The sequence below is a fragment of the Sphingobacterium cellulitidis genome (genome assembly GCF_043187465.1).
GTDB classification, from domain to species: domain Bacteria; phylum Bacteroidota; class Bacteroidia; order Sphingobacteriales; family Sphingobacteriaceae; genus Sphingobacterium; species Sphingobacterium cellulitidis.
Genome location: NZ_CP171136.1, coordinates 2,427,801 through 2,443,503 on the forward strand (window position 1 = coordinate 2,427,801; position 15,703 = coordinate 2,443,503).

14 protein-coding genes are annotated in these 15,703 nt (G+C 36.3%); 5 read left to right on the plus strand and 9 right to left on the minus strand.

The window, feature by feature from the left end:
• Positions 1–64 precede the first annotated feature (64 nt).
• Positions 65–1,309 (minus strand): ABC transporter permease, encoded by a 1,245-nt coding sequence (locus ACF3OC_RS10800; protein ID WP_392469189.1) that lies wholly within the window; start codon positions 1,307–1,309, stop codon positions 65–67.
• A gap of 66 nt (positions 1,310–1,375) precedes the next feature.
• Here ACF3OC_RS10800 and fmt point away from each other — a divergent pair, with 66 nt between their 5' ends.
• The gene (gene fmt / locus ACF3OC_RS10805) at positions 1,376–2,308 is read left to right on the plus strand and encodes a methionyl-tRNA formyltransferase (protein ID WP_392469190.1); all 933 of its coding nucleotides are present in this window, start codon (positions 1,376–1,378) and stop codon (positions 2,306–2,308) included.
• Here the strand turns inward: fmt and ACF3OC_RS10810 are convergent.
• Positions 2,305–2,511, minus strand: a complete 207-nt coding sequence (locus ACF3OC_RS10810) for a helix-turn-helix transcriptional regulator (RefSeq protein ID WP_094256552.1) — start codon at positions 2,509–2,511, stop codon at positions 2,305–2,307. The genes fmt and ACF3OC_RS10810 overlap by 4 nt on opposite strands.
• 301 nt (positions 2,512–2,812) lie before the next feature.
• Between ACF3OC_RS10810 and ACF3OC_RS10815 the strand changes: the two genes are divergently transcribed.
• Positions 2,813–3,673 (plus strand): RNA polymerase sigma factor RpoD/SigA, encoded by an 861-nt coding sequence (locus ACF3OC_RS10815; RefSeq protein WP_093096797.1) that lies wholly within the window; start codon positions 2,813–2,815, stop codon positions 3,671–3,673.
• Between the two features lie 131 nt (positions 3,674–3,804).
• Here ACF3OC_RS10815 and ACF3OC_RS10820 read toward each other — a convergent pair whose 3' ends face one another.
• The 6 genes from ACF3OC_RS10820 to ACF3OC_RS10845 form a co-directional block, all read right to left on the minus strand.
• The gene (locus tag ACF3OC_RS10820; RefSeq protein ID WP_093096800.1) at positions 3,805–4,134 is read right to left on the minus strand and encodes a helix-turn-helix domain-containing protein; all 330 of its coding nucleotides are present in this window, start codon (positions 4,132–4,134) and stop codon (positions 3,805–3,807) included.
• Positions 4,135–4,240: 106 nt separating this feature from the next.
• Positions 4,241–5,611 (minus strand): UDP-N-acetylmuramate--L-alanine ligase, encoded by a 1,371-nt coding sequence (gene murC / locus ACF3OC_RS10825; RefSeq protein ID WP_094256553.1) that lies wholly within the window; start codon positions 5,609–5,611, stop codon positions 4,241–4,243.
• Positions 5,612–6,454, minus strand: coding sequence for a 50S ribosomal protein L11 methyltransferase (gene prmA / locus ACF3OC_RS10830; protein ID WP_392469191.1), 843 nt, complete (start codon positions 6,452–6,454; stop codon positions 5,612–5,614). It lies immediately after the preceding gene.
• 4 nt (positions 6,455–6,458) lie between these two features.
• Positions 6,459–7,226, minus strand: a complete 768-nt coding sequence (tpiA, locus tag ACF3OC_RS10835; protein ID WP_392469192.1) for a triose-phosphate isomerase — start codon at positions 7,224–7,226, stop codon at positions 6,459–6,461.
• A gap of 24 nt (positions 7,227–7,250) precedes the next feature.
• Entirely contained in the window at positions 7,251–8,453 is a 1,203-nt protein-coding gene (locus ACF3OC_RS10840) for a putative sugar nucleotidyl transferase (protein ID WP_392469193.1), read from the minus strand.
• Positions 8,454–8,528: 75 nt separating this feature from the next.
• On the minus strand, positions 8,529–8,777 hold the full coding sequence (locus ACF3OC_RS10845; RefSeq protein ID WP_094256557.1) for a type B 50S ribosomal protein L31: 249 nt from the start codon (positions 8,775–8,777) through the stop codon (positions 8,529–8,531).
• Between the two features lie 269 nt (positions 8,778–9,046).
• On the opposite strand from ACF3OC_RS10845, the gene lysS reads away from it, so the two are divergent.
• Together lysS and ACF3OC_RS10855 are read left to right on the plus strand one after the other, a co-directional pair.
• Positions 9,047–10,765 (plus strand): lysine--tRNA ligase, encoded by a 1,719-nt coding sequence (gene lysS, locus ACF3OC_RS10850; RefSeq protein WP_094256558.1) that lies wholly within the window; start codon positions 9,047–9,049, stop codon positions 10,763–10,765.
• A gap of 207 nt (positions 10,766–10,972) precedes the next feature.
• Complete coding sequence (locus ACF3OC_RS10855; protein WP_392469194.1) at positions 10,973–11,371, plus strand: hypothetical protein; 399 nt, start codon at positions 10,973–10,975, stop codon at positions 11,369–11,371.
• 38 nt (positions 11,372–11,409) lie between these two features.
• Here ACF3OC_RS10855 and ACF3OC_RS10860 read toward each other — a convergent pair whose 3' ends face one another.
• Entirely contained in the window at positions 11,410–14,274 is a 2,865-nt protein-coding gene (locus ACF3OC_RS10860; protein ID WP_392469195.1) for a M16 family metallopeptidase, read from the minus strand.
• A gap of 122 nt (positions 14,275–14,396) precedes the next feature.
• Between ACF3OC_RS10860 and xerD the strand changes: the two genes are divergently transcribed.
• A complete protein-coding gene (gene xerD / locus ACF3OC_RS10865) occupies positions 14,397–15,290 on the plus strand; it encodes a site-specific tyrosine recombinase XerD (RefSeq protein WP_392469196.1) in 894 nt (297 codons plus the stop codon).
• The last annotated feature ends 413 nt before the right edge of the window (positions 15,291–15,703 follow it).

Sequence of the window (15,703 nt, forward strand, 5' to 3'; positions counted from 1 at the left end):
TCAAGTGAAAGATAAGGAAATTTAAGAGAATTATTGATTGAGATTCGGGAAATCTCCAAGAATGTTACTTGAACTGTATCGTCTTAATTGGCGATATTCTTGAAATAAGCATGGAAGGAATGAACAAAGTCAATAATGCAATTCCTATTAATGAAATATTCAACCATAATACGGTCATCCAAGAGATTTCCATAGGGACGAAGGAAACGTAATAGATACTTGGATCCAGTTTGAAAAAGTGGGTACTGGTTTGAAAAAAGTAAAGTCCAATCGCAATCAGGTTACCTAAAACAAGTCCATAGCCAATCAGATATAAGGAATTATAAAGGAATACAGTTCGGATTTTTCCATTTCTCATTCCCAAGGCCTTCAACATCCCAATCATAGGCGAACGTTCCAATATTGAAATCAATAAGGCAGAAATCATATTGATAACAGCAACGACCACCATCAGAACGAAAATAATATTATCATTCATGTCCAGCATATTCAGCCAATTGAAAATATCCTGCATTTGGATGACAACATTTGTCGCATAAAGGCCAGAACCAAGATTATTATTGAGGTCGTCCGTGGTCTTGAATAATTGATTAAAATCTTTAACGCGGACTTCATATCCACCTGCTTGCCCATCTTCGAGGTTATTTAGCCTTTGTATCAAGGGCAATGAGCCAATCACGTATGTTTTATCCAATTCTTCGGAATTGGTTGTGAAAATCCCCTTTACAATGAATTTACGTTTCTTTACAGGTTCCTGGATAAAATGCATAATAAAACTTTCACCAACTTTCAAGTGCAGTCGGTTTGCCATCAAGGAAGAAATCAACAATTGATTATCTGCATTTTCAGCAGAGAAATCAATGGTATCACCTTCAAGAATAGTTTTTGAAAGAAAGTTTTGATCATAATCTTTATCGATTCCTTTGAGAAGCACCCCTTCTACTTCACCTTTAACATTCATGATCCCGGCTTTAGTGGCAAAGGGATAGACTTCTAGAACATTGGGATTTTGTTTAATTCGATCTATTTGTTGAGCATCGAGGGAAATTGGGGTATTGACATAGGAGTCATTCTTTTCGTTTTTCAGGATAATAATATCACCAAAAAAGCCTCTTTGTTTTTCAGTTATTTCATCTTTGAAGCCATTTAGGATGGCCACTGCGAGAATAATCGCCATTATAGCTAAGGCTAAAGCCCCTACCGTCACGCGGACGATAAGTTTTGAAAACGTACGGTTTCCCTCTAGAGTAATCCTTTTGGCTAAGAAATATGGAAAATTCAAGCTTAAATTAAATTTGTAACTTCGCAAAGTTAATAAAATTTGTCATCCAACAATAGGGATGCTGTTGCATCCTAAACGTAATTTAATATTTCTATGCGAATAATATTTATGGGTACTCCGGACTTTGCTGTAGCTTCGTTGAAAGCATTAATTGAAGCTGGAGAAGAAGTCGTAGCAGTGGTAACAGGTCCCGATAAACCGGCGGGTAGAGGTCAGAAAATGCATTCTTCAGCGGTAAAGCAATTTGCAGTTTCTCAAAATATCCCTGTCTTGCAACCCGTAAAATTAAGAGACCCAGAGTTTTTGGAAGAGTTAAAGTCATTTCAAGCAGATCTACAAGTAGTTGTTGCGTTCAGGATGTTGCCTGAATTAGTATGGAACATGCCGCCAAAAGGAACAATCAATGTACATGCTTCCCTCCTTCCAAACTATCGTGGCGCAGCTCCTATCAACCATGCTATATTGAATGGTGAAAAGAGTTCCGGGGTGACCACCTTTCTTTTGCAACATGAAATCGACACTGGAAATATTTTATTTTTCACTGAAGTGCCCATTACAGAAACCGATAATGCTGGCGACTTACATGACAAATTAATGGTTGCTGGAGCCGAATTACTGATCAAAACCGTAAACGCTATCAAAGAAGGCAAGGTAAATCCTATTCCACAGGATGAATTAAGCAGCAATCAAGAATTAAAGCATGCTCCGAAAATATTCAAGGAAGATTGTTTGATTGATTGGGAAAAAAGTGCGGAGGAGGTTTTCAACCAGATTCGAGGATTAAGTCCTTACCCGGCTGCATTTACATATTTGGACGATAAGGTTTTAAAGATTTATTCAGCGGAGAAAGAAGTTGTTGGACACAGCAAGAAGCCAGGGTCGTATATCTCTGATGGAAAGACCAACATCAAATTTGCCACGGCAGATGGCTTTATTAGTCTATCTGAAATACAAATAGAGGGCAAAAAGAGGATGGCTGTAACTGATTTTCTTCGAGGTTATCGTTTGGACAAATTGGCAGATTAATCTTCAACATATTTAAACAGATCCCCGGGTTGACAGTTCAAGGCTTTACAGATGGCATTTAAGGTGCTGATACGTATAGCTTTAGCTTTCTGATTTTTAATAATCGAAAGATTGGAAAGTGTGATTCCAACTTTTTCACTCAATTCATTCAGAGACATTTTTCTCTGCGACATGATTTCGTCAAGATGAACAATTATAGGCATAACAAATAATATTTTGCTTTTGATTAATATTACAGTAGAAAACAATTCTTGTTTGGATTTGTTTTATAACAGGAAAAAGGAAATTGAAATAAGCAAGAAAAATTAGTTAAATGTGTGTTAAATACTTGTAAATCGACGAGATTAGCGAGTTTTTGGAATGATTTTTGATGTTAGTATAACATCAACTCACCACGTATAACTAACTCATAATGAGTTAATAATTTACAAATAGATTAGAAATAATTGGGATAAATTTGTTATGTTTGCGGACATTTCAGAAAAGAAAGGTTTATATATTTAGATGAGACAGCTCAAAATTACACAATCCATCACCAACCGTGAATCGCAATCACTTGACAAGTATTTGCATGAAATCGGCAAGGTAGATTTAATTTCGGCAGAAGAAGAGGTTATTCTAGCTCAAAGAATTCGTGAAGGTGATCAGGTTGCATTGGAGAAATTAACAAAAACCAACTTACGTTTCGTTGTATCGGTAGCAAAACAATACCAGAATCAAGGTTTAACCTTAGGGGACTTGATTAATGAGGGTAACTTAGGCTTAATCAAAGCAGCAAAGAGATTCGATGAGACCAAAGGGTTTAAGTTTATTTCCTACGCAGTATGGTGGATTCGTCAATCAATTTTACAAGCTATTGCTGAGCAATCTCGTATCGTTCGTTTACCATTGAACCAAGTAGGGTCTTTAAGTAAAATTAGCAAGGCCTTTTCAAAATTGGAGCAGGAATATGAGCGTGAACCGTCACCAGAAGAATTAGCTGATATCTTAGAGACTACGGTTGACAAGGTATCTGATACATTGAGTAACTCTGGTCGTCACGTATCGATGGATGCGCCATTTGTACAAGGAGAAGAAAACACCCTATTGGACGTTTTGGAGAACAGCGACCCTGACACTGACAGTTCATTAATTGACGAGTCTTTATCAGAAGAAATCAAAAGATCGTTAGCTACATTAACAGAGCGCGAGAGAGAAATTATTGTATTATTCTTCGGATTAGGTTCAAATCATCAATTGTCATTGGAAGAAATTGGCGAGAAATTCAGCTTGACTAGAGAGCGTGTTCGTCAGATTAAAGACAAGGCGTTACAACGCTTAAGACACACCTCGAGAAGCAAAATCCTAAAATCATATTTAGGATAATCCAAGATCTTGAATAAACACATAGCAATGCGCAATTAATATTGCGCATTTTTTGTATAAAAAATTTTCATAGGGAATAAAAAAAGCCTTGAACTAAAATTTCAAGGCTTTTTCTTTTAGAAATAATATTATTATTTCTTATGTAATTGTTCGTATAAGTCAATTACCTTTTTTTGCAAATCGATAACTTCAACTTCACGTGCTTGAAGACGTTTTTGAAGCTCGTTTACTTCATTCTGAATTTGCTTATCTTCTTCAGGGTCTGAAGTAGACAACAATTGCACTAATGATAAACCAAATAATTTTGAGATTTGGTTTAATCTTGATAAATTGACATCTGTAATTCCAGTTTCAATCTTAGAAAAAGCAGGAATCGAGATATCTAGCCTTTTAGCTACATCCTCCTGACTCCATCCTTTCTGATGTCTAAGTAATCTAATTTTTTTTCCTAATGCATTCATGGGTAAAATGTAAAATATTTATTTATTAAGTAATTATCAAATTTAAACAAATAAAGTAAAATTCAAAATCCCATTATTAAAATTTTAAAAAAAATCCGAAAGAATGTTAAAAATTTCTCAAAAATTTATCTGCAAAACTACTCATATTTACCCCATTGTAGTTGTTTGAACTCATAAATAGCAAATTATACCCATTTGACTTAAAAGTTTCTAAAAATACTTCTAAATCAGCCATTTGCGTGATAACTTGAAAGGAAGGATGGTTAAAAGCCTCTGTTAAACGCCAAATTAAATTATCTAAAGCAATATTTTTTTCCTTTATAAGTGATGTATTAACGAAAACGACAGCAAAGTCTGATTCATTCATCGAATTTGCGTATTCCGTAATAAACTCAGAGTCAAGACTGTCATAGGCGTTTAATTCGATGACTGTTACCAAGGCTTGATTAGGAAATTGTTCCTTCACTGCATGGATACTTGACCTCAATTTACTAGGTGTATGTGCGAAATCCTGATAAACTACACTTCCGTTCTGACTAGCTACAAATTCTAAATATCTTATTGAACTCTTGAAATCCTGGATAGCCGAATAAAATTCATCCCGCTTCACTCCTAGCCATTCACATACCGTAAATGCACCAGCAATATTGGATAAATTATGCTTTCCAAACACTTTTAATGGGATATTCTCTTCACCAACGTGCAAATAGGTCACTCCCTTATTTATCGTGTATTCTGGAAGCTTGTAACCATGTCGATTAATTTTAATGTCCATGGTCCTCTCTACCACCTCTCTGGTGTTTTTATCGTCCTTGTTATAGATTAATGTACCTTTAGGGACAATAGTCCTAATAAAGTCCTCAAATTGCTTAAAATACTCTTCTTCTGAGATAACAGTTTTAAAGTGATCCCAATCAATCCCACTGATAAGCGCGATATTCGGTTTATATTTTAAGAATTTAGATTGTTTATTAACTGCAGAAGCATAATACTCATCGCCTTCAATAATCATGAGGTTATTTTCAGGATTCAACTGTAGTAGGTCATCAAAACCTTCCAGTTGAGCTCCTACCAAATAATCAAAATTGCGGCCCAATTTCTTGAGGACATGCATGATCATACTTGTGATGGTCGTTTTGCCATAGGAACCGGCTATAACGACACGAGTTTTTTCAACGCTTTGCTCATATACAAACTCAGGGAAAGAATAAATTTTTATTCCCATTTCCTTGGCTTTATTTAGCTCAGGATTATTTTCATCCGCATGCATGCCTAAAATTACAGCATCGATATCCTCCGTAATTTTTTCAGGAAACCACCCTAATTCGGTTGGGAGTAAACCTGCTTCACGAAGTTGCGACTTCGACGGCTCGACGATTTGATCATCCGAACCAGTCACCTGATGCCCCTGTTCAGCTAAATTAATAGCTAAATTATGCATGATACTTCCGCCTATGGCAATAAAATGAATGCGCATTTAGTTTGCTTTAATAAATTTGGCTGCACACCAGGTATCCAGCACTTTTTTCTCAATAAATTGAAAACCTAAGGATTCAGCCTTTTTCGATAAGATCTCCAAATCCTCACCATCATAGAACCCTGAGATATAGAGTTCACCAGATTCAGAAAGGTCGGTATAATACACATCAAATTGATCCATCAGAATATTTCTATTGATGTTCGCCAGGATGGTATTAAATTTTTTCCCTTCAATTGCTTCCTTAGAACCTAACTTCGCTTCAATATTTGAAACCTGGTTCAGTTCTTTGTTCTCTATCACACTTTCTACACAGATAGGATCAAAGTCAACTGCAAGGATTTGCGATGCTCCACGTTTGGAAGCTAGGATCGCCAATATTCCGGTACCACATCCCATATCTAAAACCTCTTTATCTTGGAAATCATTTTCCAGGATATAAGAAAGCATCATAGAAGTGGTTTGATGGTGTCCCGTTCCGAAAGACATCTTCGGATCGATAATAATCTGATAAGGATATTCGGGTTTATCCTCATGGAAAGTCGCACGCACATAACACTTGTCGTCAACCAAAATGGGGCTAAAATTACTTTCCCACACTTGATTCCAATTCTTGTTCTCTAGTTCGTTGACCTCATAGGATATTTCAAAACCTTCAGCTTCGCTCAGCAACAAGGTTTCCAAAGCCTGGATATCTAGGTTTGACGCTGGAATATAAGCTACAAAACCTTGGTCCTGATCCTCAAAAGTGTCAAAGCCAAGGTTTGCTAATTCAGCGATAAGCAAATCCTTTTGCCATTCTTCGATATTCGAAGACGTAAAAGTAACTGCTGTATACTTCATATTTTTACGCGTTAAATACGTTAATAATTTGCAAGAAATCGCGAGATTTCAAAGATGCACCACCGATTAATCCACCGTCGATGTCCGGTTGTGAGAATAAACTTTGAGCATTCGATGGGTTTGCACTACCACCATATAAAATACTCGTGTTATCAGCAGTTTCCTGACCATATTGATCAGCTAAAGTTTTGCGGATAAATGCATGTACTTCTTGTGCTTGTTCTGGACTTGCTGTTAAACCAGTTCCGATAGCCCAAACAGGCTCATATGCCAATACAATATTTTTAAATGCTTCAGAATCTAAATGAAATAAAGCTTTGCTTAATTGCGTCTTGATTACATCAAAATAAGAACCTGCTTCACGCTCATCTTTAGTTTCACCGATACAAAAGATTGGTTTAAGATTATGTTTTAATGCAACATCAACTTTCTCCGCCAATAATTCATCAGTTTCTCCAAAATAAGCACGACGCTCAGAGTGACCCAAGATTACATATTCAGCACCAGTAGATTTAACCTGAGAAGCTGAAATTTCTCCTGTATAAGCTCCGGATTCATGTTGATTGATATTTTGTGCACCAATAGATACATTCTTCGTAGAAGCGCTTAATTTAGAAATTGCTGCCAAATGGATAAATGGGCTACAAACAACGATCTCTTGATTTCCAATCACTTCGTCTTTCACCATATTCACGATCTCAGAGAACAAGCTAACGCCTTGCTCATAATCCATGTTCATTTTCCAGTTTCCAGCTACAATATTTTTACGCATAGTGTTTAATGTTTATTTATATGTTTAAGATTGATTTTCTACATGAAGATATTTGAATTCATCAAATAAATATTGAAAGATAGAGAGATTACTCTGCAGATCATTTCTTCCCGTAACACGGTCTCTACTCTCCATCATATTAATAAATTTTTCAAAAGTGTATGGTTCCGACCCCTTGTCAGTTACCCAACTGAAATCAGGCACAAATTTGGGAATAAATTTTGAAATTGCAACCTGTGAGCCAATACCAATTACACAGCCTGTTGTAAAAGAGGAATTTATCGCACACATGGCATAATCCCCCATGAATAATCCGCATTTAAACTCATCGGTCTCGCGATAGCTAAGATCCTCATAATCAAACAACCGAACTGCTTGCCAATTGTTTTTTAAATTTGAATTTGAACTACCTGCTCCGATATTTGCTCCCTCGCCTATCACCGAACAACCTAAATATCCATCATGCCCTTTGGCACTATTTCCCCAAATTACTGTATTATTCAGCTCACCACAAATTGTGCTTCCCGGACCAATGGTAGTATTCGGATACAGCTTCGCTCCTGTTTTTACCCTTGCCGACTCGCCGATAGAAACATAGCCTTTCAAATAAGAACCTTCTTCTATCTTGGCGTTTTTGCCGATATAGATAGGTCCTTCCATACTATTTAAACTAGCACCTTCCACTTGCGCTCCTTCTTCCACAAAGATCCATGAACCATAAATGCTATTCGTATCGCTGATAGCAGCAGATTGACGACCTGAGGTCAATAATTTATAATCAAATAGCAGTTGTGATTTATTGTGAAGGAAGATGTCCTCGATATGATTTAAACTATAAAATTGAGCCGAAGACTTGATGGGATTATATTTTTCATGAAGAAATTCCAAATCAAGCTGGGGTTCACTGGTTTTTATTGCAATCCACGAATTTTCATCCAAAAGGATATCACCAATAGCTAATGCTTCCAACTCATTGATTAGAGCATCAGATGGCAATATATCAGCGCGGATGAATAGAAATTCAGAGTTATTATAATGATTAAAAGGAAATTTTTCAGATAAGTAATCGGCAGTTTTATAGGTAACTGGGGCCTTGAAAATAAGCTCCCATTTCTCATTTAAGGTAGAAATACCGACTCTAAGATTGCCAACGGGTCTTGATGAGGCAAAAGGGAAAAGACGCTTACGCCAGTGAGCGTTATCAAATAATACTATGGTTAGCGACATGAAATAAAAGTACATAAAAAATCCCGACAAATAAATTTTATCGGGATAATATCAATTTCTTTATAGTAAAGAATATTACTTTTTGTTGTAACGGCTACGGAATTTATCAATACGTCCAGCTGTATCAACTAATTTCATTTTACCAGTGTAGAATGGGTGTGAAGTGTGAGAAATCTCTAACTTAACTAATGGGTACTCTGTACCATCTTCCCAAGTGATAGTTTCTTTTGTATCAACACAAGATTTAGTGATAAAAGCGTAGTCATTAGACATGTCTTTAAATACAACTAATCTGTAGTTTGATGGATGCAAATCTTTTTTCATTTTATCTTATGATTACTATATAATTCAACAATTGAGGTGCAAAGATAATTTATTTTTCATTCAAATACAAAAAACAAACATAAATTCATTTCCACACCTGTGAATAAGTTTTACTTGCCTTTTAATCAGCCAGTACAATTTGAAGGTTTTTCATCTTCAGAATTACAAAAGTAAACAAATCCTATGAATAACAAGCCTTTTTTCGCTATTAGCATCTTTAAATAGTTCTAATTTCATACTTTTGCAACACATTATAAGTTGTACGAAAAATGAGCATCGGATTATCTGAACAAGAACAACAAAGAAGGCTAAACCTGAAAGCCTTGATCGACCTAGGCATTGACCCCTTCCCTGCTGAAGAGTTTAAAGTTAATGCAACGGCTGAAGACATATTGGCAAACTACGAAAGAGATAAGATTAACTATAAGAATATTAGTTTTGCTGGACGTATCATGAGCCGTCGGGTTATGGGAAGCGCTTCTTTCATGGAACTGCAAGACTCTACTGGACGTATTCAAGCCTATGTAAAACGCGATGATATCTGTCCGGATGAAGATAAGACCTTATATAATACCGTATTCAAAAAGCTTTTGGATATTGGAGACATCGTTGGGATCACAGGTTATGTTTTTACCACCCAAACTGGTGAAATCAGTATTCACGTGCAAACTTTAAAGGTTCTGACTAAATCTTTAAGACCATTGCCGATTGTAAAAGAAGCTGATGGCAAGACCTATGATGCGTTTACTGACCCTGAACAACGCTATAGAATGCGTTATGTGGATTTGATTGTAAACTCTCACAACAAAGAAATTTTCGTGAAGCGTACGAAGTTATTCAATGCTATGCGTGATTACTTCAATAACGCTGGATATATGGAGGTTGAAACTCCAATCTTACAGGCTATTCCTGGTGGTGCTGCGGCTCGTCCGTTTATCACTCATCACAATGCCCTTGATATTCCATTATACTTACGTATCGCCAATGAATTATATCTGAAGAGATTAATTGTTGGTGGTTTTGACGGTGTATATGAATTCTCTAAAAACTTCAGAAATGAAGGAATGGACAGAACGCATAACCCAGAGTTTACAGCCATGGAAATCTATGTAGCCTATAAAGACTACAACTGGATGATGGAATTTACTGAAAACTTATTGGAGCATTGTGCGATTGCTGTAAATGGAACAACCAATGCGACTTTTGCTGAGCATCAGGTAGATTTCAAAGCGCCATATCCAAGAGTGAGCATGACTGAGGCAATCAAACAATTCACTGGTTTTGATATTACTGGTAAATCGGAAGATGAAATCCGTCAGGCGGCAAAAGGAATGGGAATCGATGTGAATGAAACGATGGGTAAAGGTAAGTTGATTGATGAGATCTTCGGTGAAAAATGTGAAGGAAACTTTATTCAACCGACATTTATCACGGACTACCCTATCGAAATGTCTCCTTTGACAAAGAAACACAGAGATAATCCTGAGCTTACAGAGCGTTTTGAATTAATGGTATGTGGTAAGGAAATTGCAAACGCATATTCGGAGCTTAATGACCCTATTGATCAAAGAGAGCGTTTTGAACATCAATTGAAACTTTCTGAGAAAGGTGATGATGAAGCGATGTTTATCGACCAAGATTTCTTACGTTCCTTGGAATACGGAATGCCTCCTACTTCAGGATTAGGTATCGGTATGGACAGATTGATTATGTTCTTAACGAATAATCCTTCCATCCAGGAAGTGTTGTTCTTCCCTCAAATGCGTCCTGAGAAAGTTGCTAAGGTAGCTTCCACAGCGGATTATGTAGAACAGGGAATTCCTGAAGCTTGGGTACCAGTTTTACAGAAAATGGGATTCACGACCATCGAGCTTTTAAAAGAAGCTAATCCAAACAAGGTTTTCAATGATCTTGGCGGGATGCGTAAAAAGATGAAATTAGATGTTACAATGCCAACTAAAGACGAAGTTCTAGCTTGGTTTGAATAAGATATCATAATAAAAAAGTAATCCCCATTGTTCATTCAATGGGGATTTTCTTTTTGCACGTAGTTCTGATAAGCGGGAATGCCTAGGTATTCCATGTCTGAAGATTATTTTCTGATAAGTTCTCCAAACTATTCAATCACATAATGAATGGATAAAACAAAAACCATTTTTTTATCGTTTCTAAAGAAGAAACAATAAATTGAACCTATGAAGAAATTACGAATGCTATATCTTATTCCGCTTATAATGGGCTGTGCCAGTAACCAAGGCACAAGTTCCAAACCTCCAAAAATAATTGGTAACTGGCAATGGCTGGAAACCTCAGGTGGATTTGCTGGAATCAAGAAAACACCGGAATCTTCGAATGAAATCAAACACCTCCAGATCACAAAGGACAGTATATTCTATTATGAAAATGGTGAATTGACTTCAGCCCAACCCTATAAATTAAAACTGACCAAATCTATGCTAAATAACAAAGATGGTTGGCTCTTGAATGAAAATCCACATAAAGTGTTTGTTCAAAGGCAAGATAGCACCTTGTTGTTACAGGAAGATTGTTTTGATTGTTTCTCACATCGATATGTGAAAATGAAGGAAAGATAAGAGAAAAAAAATGCCCCGATTTACGGGGCATTTAATATTTATTTAGCTGGAGCAGCATCTGGTAGTAAGATAAACTTATAGAAGTTTTCTTCTTTCAAATACTTATTGGCAGCAGCTTTTACTGATTCGATAGTAACATTGTCAAGATCCTCAAGATACTTAGTAACCTTTGTAGGATCAGTTTCATTCTGTACAGAACCCATAATTTCTGAAGTCCAGAAACCATTCTCTCTTAGATTTAATTCCAATTGACGTTTTTCCTCAATTTTGAATTTATCTAAATCTGTCTGAGATGGACCATTTTGTTTAATCTTCTTCACTTCGTCAATTGCTGAGTTAATCAAAGATTGATATTTATCAACACTGGTTCCAAATCCGATCATGAAGGTATAACGAGGTTTTGGAGATTTGCTGTATGATAAACGAGCTCCGGTTCCATATACTCCACTTTCATCTTCACGTAGGCGTTCAATCAATTTATTGGTCAAAATAGTTTCCAAAGCACTCGCATTCATGTTCTCTTGATCATTATAAATATAATCACCATAAATAACCATTCTTACAGCTGCTTTCGCCTCTTTACCCTTGCGAACAATCTTTTCAACACCTTTGTTTTTCTCATAAAGGTTCAAGTCTTTCGCTTGTTCTTTACGACCTTTATTAGGTAAAGCCGCTAGGTATTCCTCTAAGTATGGTTTAATCTCATCCTCAGTAAATGAACCTACAATTACAAAAGTGAAATCTGAAGCATCAGCGAATCTATCTTTATAAATTTCCAATGCTCTTTCTTTACTTACTTTATCTAAATCTGCAATTGAATAAGGAACTCGACGAATGCTATTTCCATATAATGTACGTTGAATCGCATCACTATAAACAAAGTTCGGATCGTTTTCACGATTTGCTTGCATGTCTTTTTGCTTGCTGATAACACTTTGGAAAATATCATCCTCAATTCTAGGTTCTGTGAAGTAACCATAGATCATTTCAAAAGCAGTTTTTAAACTTTCTTTATCAGTAGAACCACGAAGACCTTCAGAACGCTCAGTGATATAAGGACTGATGTTCACCTCTTTACCAGTTAAACTCTTTTGTAATTCTACGGTATTCAACTGACCGATACCAGAACTATTCACCAAGTTTCCAGCGAAAGATGCCGACATATAATCTGCATCAGAGTACAAGGATGTACCACCTGGACTATAAGCAGAGATCATGATTTGATCATTCTTGAATTTCGTAGGTTTTAATAAAACCTTAACTCCGTTGCTCAAGATTAATTCTTTTGTTTCAATTTTATCAATTGATTTTTCTGATTTAATAGAACCTTTCACTGGAGTTTTTGAAAGCATTGGCAAATCAGATACTTTGTCCTCATATGCTTTTAAATCTTCCTTATCAATCTCTGTAAACCATGCATTAACAGCTGCTTCCTCTGGAAGTTTATCCTTTTCAGCATCAGGAGCTAAAATGATCACATCACGGTTAATGTCTTGGTAGAATTCCTTACCAACATTCTCAACCTCTTTCAAACTCAATGTAGGCAATAACTGCTTAGTGATTTCATAGCGATCTTCATTACTCAATGCTGGACCATCTTTCAAGAAATGATTCAAATAGGCATTTACGTAACTTTCTGATTTTCTTTTATCACGTTCAGTGTATGAGGTTTCATTTGATTTAGCAATCGAACTAATGGCACGCTTAAATTCAGTTTCTGTAAACCCAAACTTCTGAAAACGATCTAATTCTCTAACCACTGCTTTAAATCCATCTTCAAACTGACCTGGTTTAGAGATAAAGAAGGCTCCTAAATTATCAATTCCACCGATAAATCCAGAGATATCTACTCCAGCTTGAATAAATGGAGGATTTGCTGACTGACCTAATTCGCTAAAACGAGCATTGATCATTTGGTTGAAAACATCTTTCAACAAGTCTCTTCTATAATCCTTAACTGTAGAAACCTTTTCTTCCGGATGTTTGATCATGATCTGACCAACAGTGTAGGTCATTTCAGGATCTGTTACTTTAATAAATTGGTTTTTATTAAGTAAGTCAACTTTATACTCAGTACGCGGTTTCAAATCCTTTGGCACTTTCATATCCGAGAATAATCTTTTCACTTCAGCTTCCATTTGCTGCGGATCGATATCTCCCACGATAATCAATGATTGAAGATCCGGGCGGTACCATTGTGCATGGAAATTACGAATAACTTCAGGGTCGAATTTTGTTACAACCTCTTCCGTACCAATCGGAAGTCTATCCGCGTAGCGAGAGCCATTTAACATGACCTTGAAATACTGATCACGCATGCGTTGCATTGCTCCACGGCCACCACGCATCTCTTCCATGATAACACCTCTCTCCTTGTTGATCTCGTCTGTTTCAAGCATCGCATCCTGTGCCCAATCGCGCATCACCTGCAAGCCGTTTTTCAATAATTCTGGATCATCTGAAGGAATCGGCAACTGATAAACAGTTTCATCAAAACTGGTATAGGCATTTAAATCAGAGCCAAATCTTACTCCTGCCTTTTGTAAATAGTCAATCAACTCATTTTTAGGAAAATGCTTTAATCCATTAAAGTTCATGTGTTCCATAAAGTGAGCCAAGCCTAACTCCTTTTCATTCTCTAAAATTGAACCTACTTTCATCGCAAGAAACATGGTTACTCGCTTCTCAGGTTCTGAATTTTTACGAATGTAATATTGAAAGCCATTCGCCAATTTACCCTTGATAACATCCTTATCAAATGGCAATTTTGCATCCCATTTCAGGGAGTCGTTCATCAATACTACTTTTGCTTCTGAATGAAGGTGGGTCGGCACGTAAGCACTGGCCATTTCCGTTGCAAATGGCAAGAGAAATGCTAATGCGAGGGGTTTTAGAATTTTCATAATTTCAAAAAAAATTTACTAGAATGGTTACTAATTTATATTTGGATAGCAATCTACAATAAATTTATTTAGCTTTAAAACAAATCTTCTATTCAAACTTATGATTTAATTTTTTTTAACAAATGGATTGGGAACAGACAAAAAGAGATTTTAAACGTTATTTATTATTAGAAAGAGGATTAAGCGATAATAGCATCGCAGCATACTTAAATGATGTTCATAAACTACAAAGCTATGCAGAATTAAATCATATCGATTTAAGGGAATTTCAAACCCTACATATCCAGCAATTTCTGCAATGGATAAATGAATTCCCTATTTCTGAATACAGCCAGGCACGCATGCTCTCGGGAATAAAAACCTTCTTCGGGTATTTACAAATAGAACATGGCTTTCCAAACAATCCAGCCGAATTAATTGAAACCCCTAGACTCTCCCGAAAAATCCCAGCGGTATTAAGCATTGAAGAAATCGACCAGCTGATAGCAGCTATCGACCTTTCCTCTCCTGAAGGAATGCGTAATAAAACTATCCTTGAAATTTTATATGGATGTGGCCTTCGTGTTTCAGAATTATGCAACCTCAAAATTTCAAATTTGTTCCTTGATGTCGAATTCATCAAGGTCGAAGGAAAAGGAAATAAGGAAAGGTTAATCCCAATTGGTCAGCAAGCCATCAAATACCTCAAAATTTATCTGGAAGAAATTAGGGTTCATCAACCTATAAAATCCGGAATGGAGGACTTCGTATTCTTAAATCGTAGAGGTTCTGCCCTTTCCAGAGTGATGATATTTCTAATCATTAAAGACCTTGCCAGTAAAATTGGCCTTGCCAAGGAAATTAGTCCCCATACATTTAGGCATAGCTTTGCTTCACATTTAGTGGAAGGTGGTGCTGACTTAAGAGCCGTACAGGATATGCTTGGACATGAGAGTATTACGACTACTGAAATCTATACCCATATCGATAAAGAATATCTTCAAAGTGTCATTACTCAATTTCACCCTAGATCTTAATGCAACAAAGTTTAATTTAATTTGCAACAGTATTGCATTTAATATATCTTTGCAATGTGATAAGATTATTGAGGTCGTATAAACAATTAATTTCAACGTTATGGATTGGGGTCATGTTCCTCTCCATTTCCTTGATTGTTTTACACCGTCATGATCTTCATTCAGATTCCAATGATACTTGCCATTTAAATGAAAAACAGCATCATCAGCATTCGCATGCTGAAGACTGCCAGTATTGTTTTTTATTTTTTCAGCAAGGGATTAATCTAGTAACTCCATTTTTATGGGAATCAAATCCGGAGAGCTTCCAAATCAATACGATTTTAAGCAATCGCATCTTTGAGTCTCCCCTTTTAAAAATTCAATCCAGCAAAAGTCTCCGTGCGCCTCCCATTTACACGTTATCCAAAATC

What these genes read in the sequence shown, in the direction of transcription:
- xerD (WP_392469196.1), top strand. Translation starts at nt 14,397, where the DNA reads ATGGATTGGGAACAGACAAAAAGAGATTTTAAACGTTATTTATTATTA.
- tpiA (WP_392469192.1), bottom strand. Translation starts at nt 7,226, where the DNA reads ATGCGTAAAAATATTGTAGCTGGAAACTGGAAAATGAACATGGATTAT.
- ACF3OC_RS10845 (WP_094256557.1), bottom strand. Translation starts at nt 8,777, where the DNA reads ATGAAAAAAGATTTGCATCCATCAAACTACAGATTAGTTGTATTTAAA.
- murC (WP_094256553.1), bottom strand. Translation starts at nt 5,611, where the DNA reads ATGCGCATTCATTTTATTGCCATAGGCGGAAGTATCATGCATAATTTA.
- ACF3OC_RS10815 (WP_093096797.1), top strand. Translation starts at nt 2,813, where the DNA reads ATGAGACAGCTCAAAATTACACAATCCATCACCAACCGTGAATCGCAA.
- lysS (WP_094256558.1), top strand. Translation starts at nt 9,047, where the DNA reads ATGAGCATCGGATTATCTGAACAAGAACAACAAAGAAGGCTAAACCTG.
- prmA (WP_392469191.1), bottom strand. Translation starts at nt 6,454, where the DNA reads ATGAAGTATACAGCAGTTACTTTTACGTCTTCGAATATCGAAGAATGG.
- ACF3OC_RS10820 (WP_093096800.1), bottom strand. Translation starts at nt 4,134, where the DNA reads ATGAATGCATTAGGAAAAAAAATTAGATTACTTAGACATCAGAAAGGA.
- ACF3OC_RS10860 (WP_392469195.1), bottom strand. Translation starts at nt 14,274, where the DNA reads ATGAAAATTCTAAAACCCCTCGCATTAGCATTTCTCTTGCCATTTGCA.
- ACF3OC_RS10810 (WP_094256552.1), bottom strand. Translation starts at nt 2,511, where the DNA reads ATGCCTATAATTGTTCATCTTGACGAAATCATGTCGCAGAGAAAAATG.
- fmt (WP_392469190.1), top strand. Translation starts at nt 1,376, where the DNA reads ATGCGAATAATATTTATGGGTACTCCGGACTTTGCTGTAGCTTCGTTG.
- ACF3OC_RS10855 (WP_392469194.1), top strand. Translation starts at nt 10,973, where the DNA reads ATGAAGAAATTACGAATGCTATATCTTATTCCGCTTATAATGGGCTGT.
- ACF3OC_RS10840 (WP_392469193.1), bottom strand. Translation starts at nt 8,453, where the DNA reads ATGTCGCTAACCATAGTATTATTTGATAACGCTCACTGGCGTAAGCGT.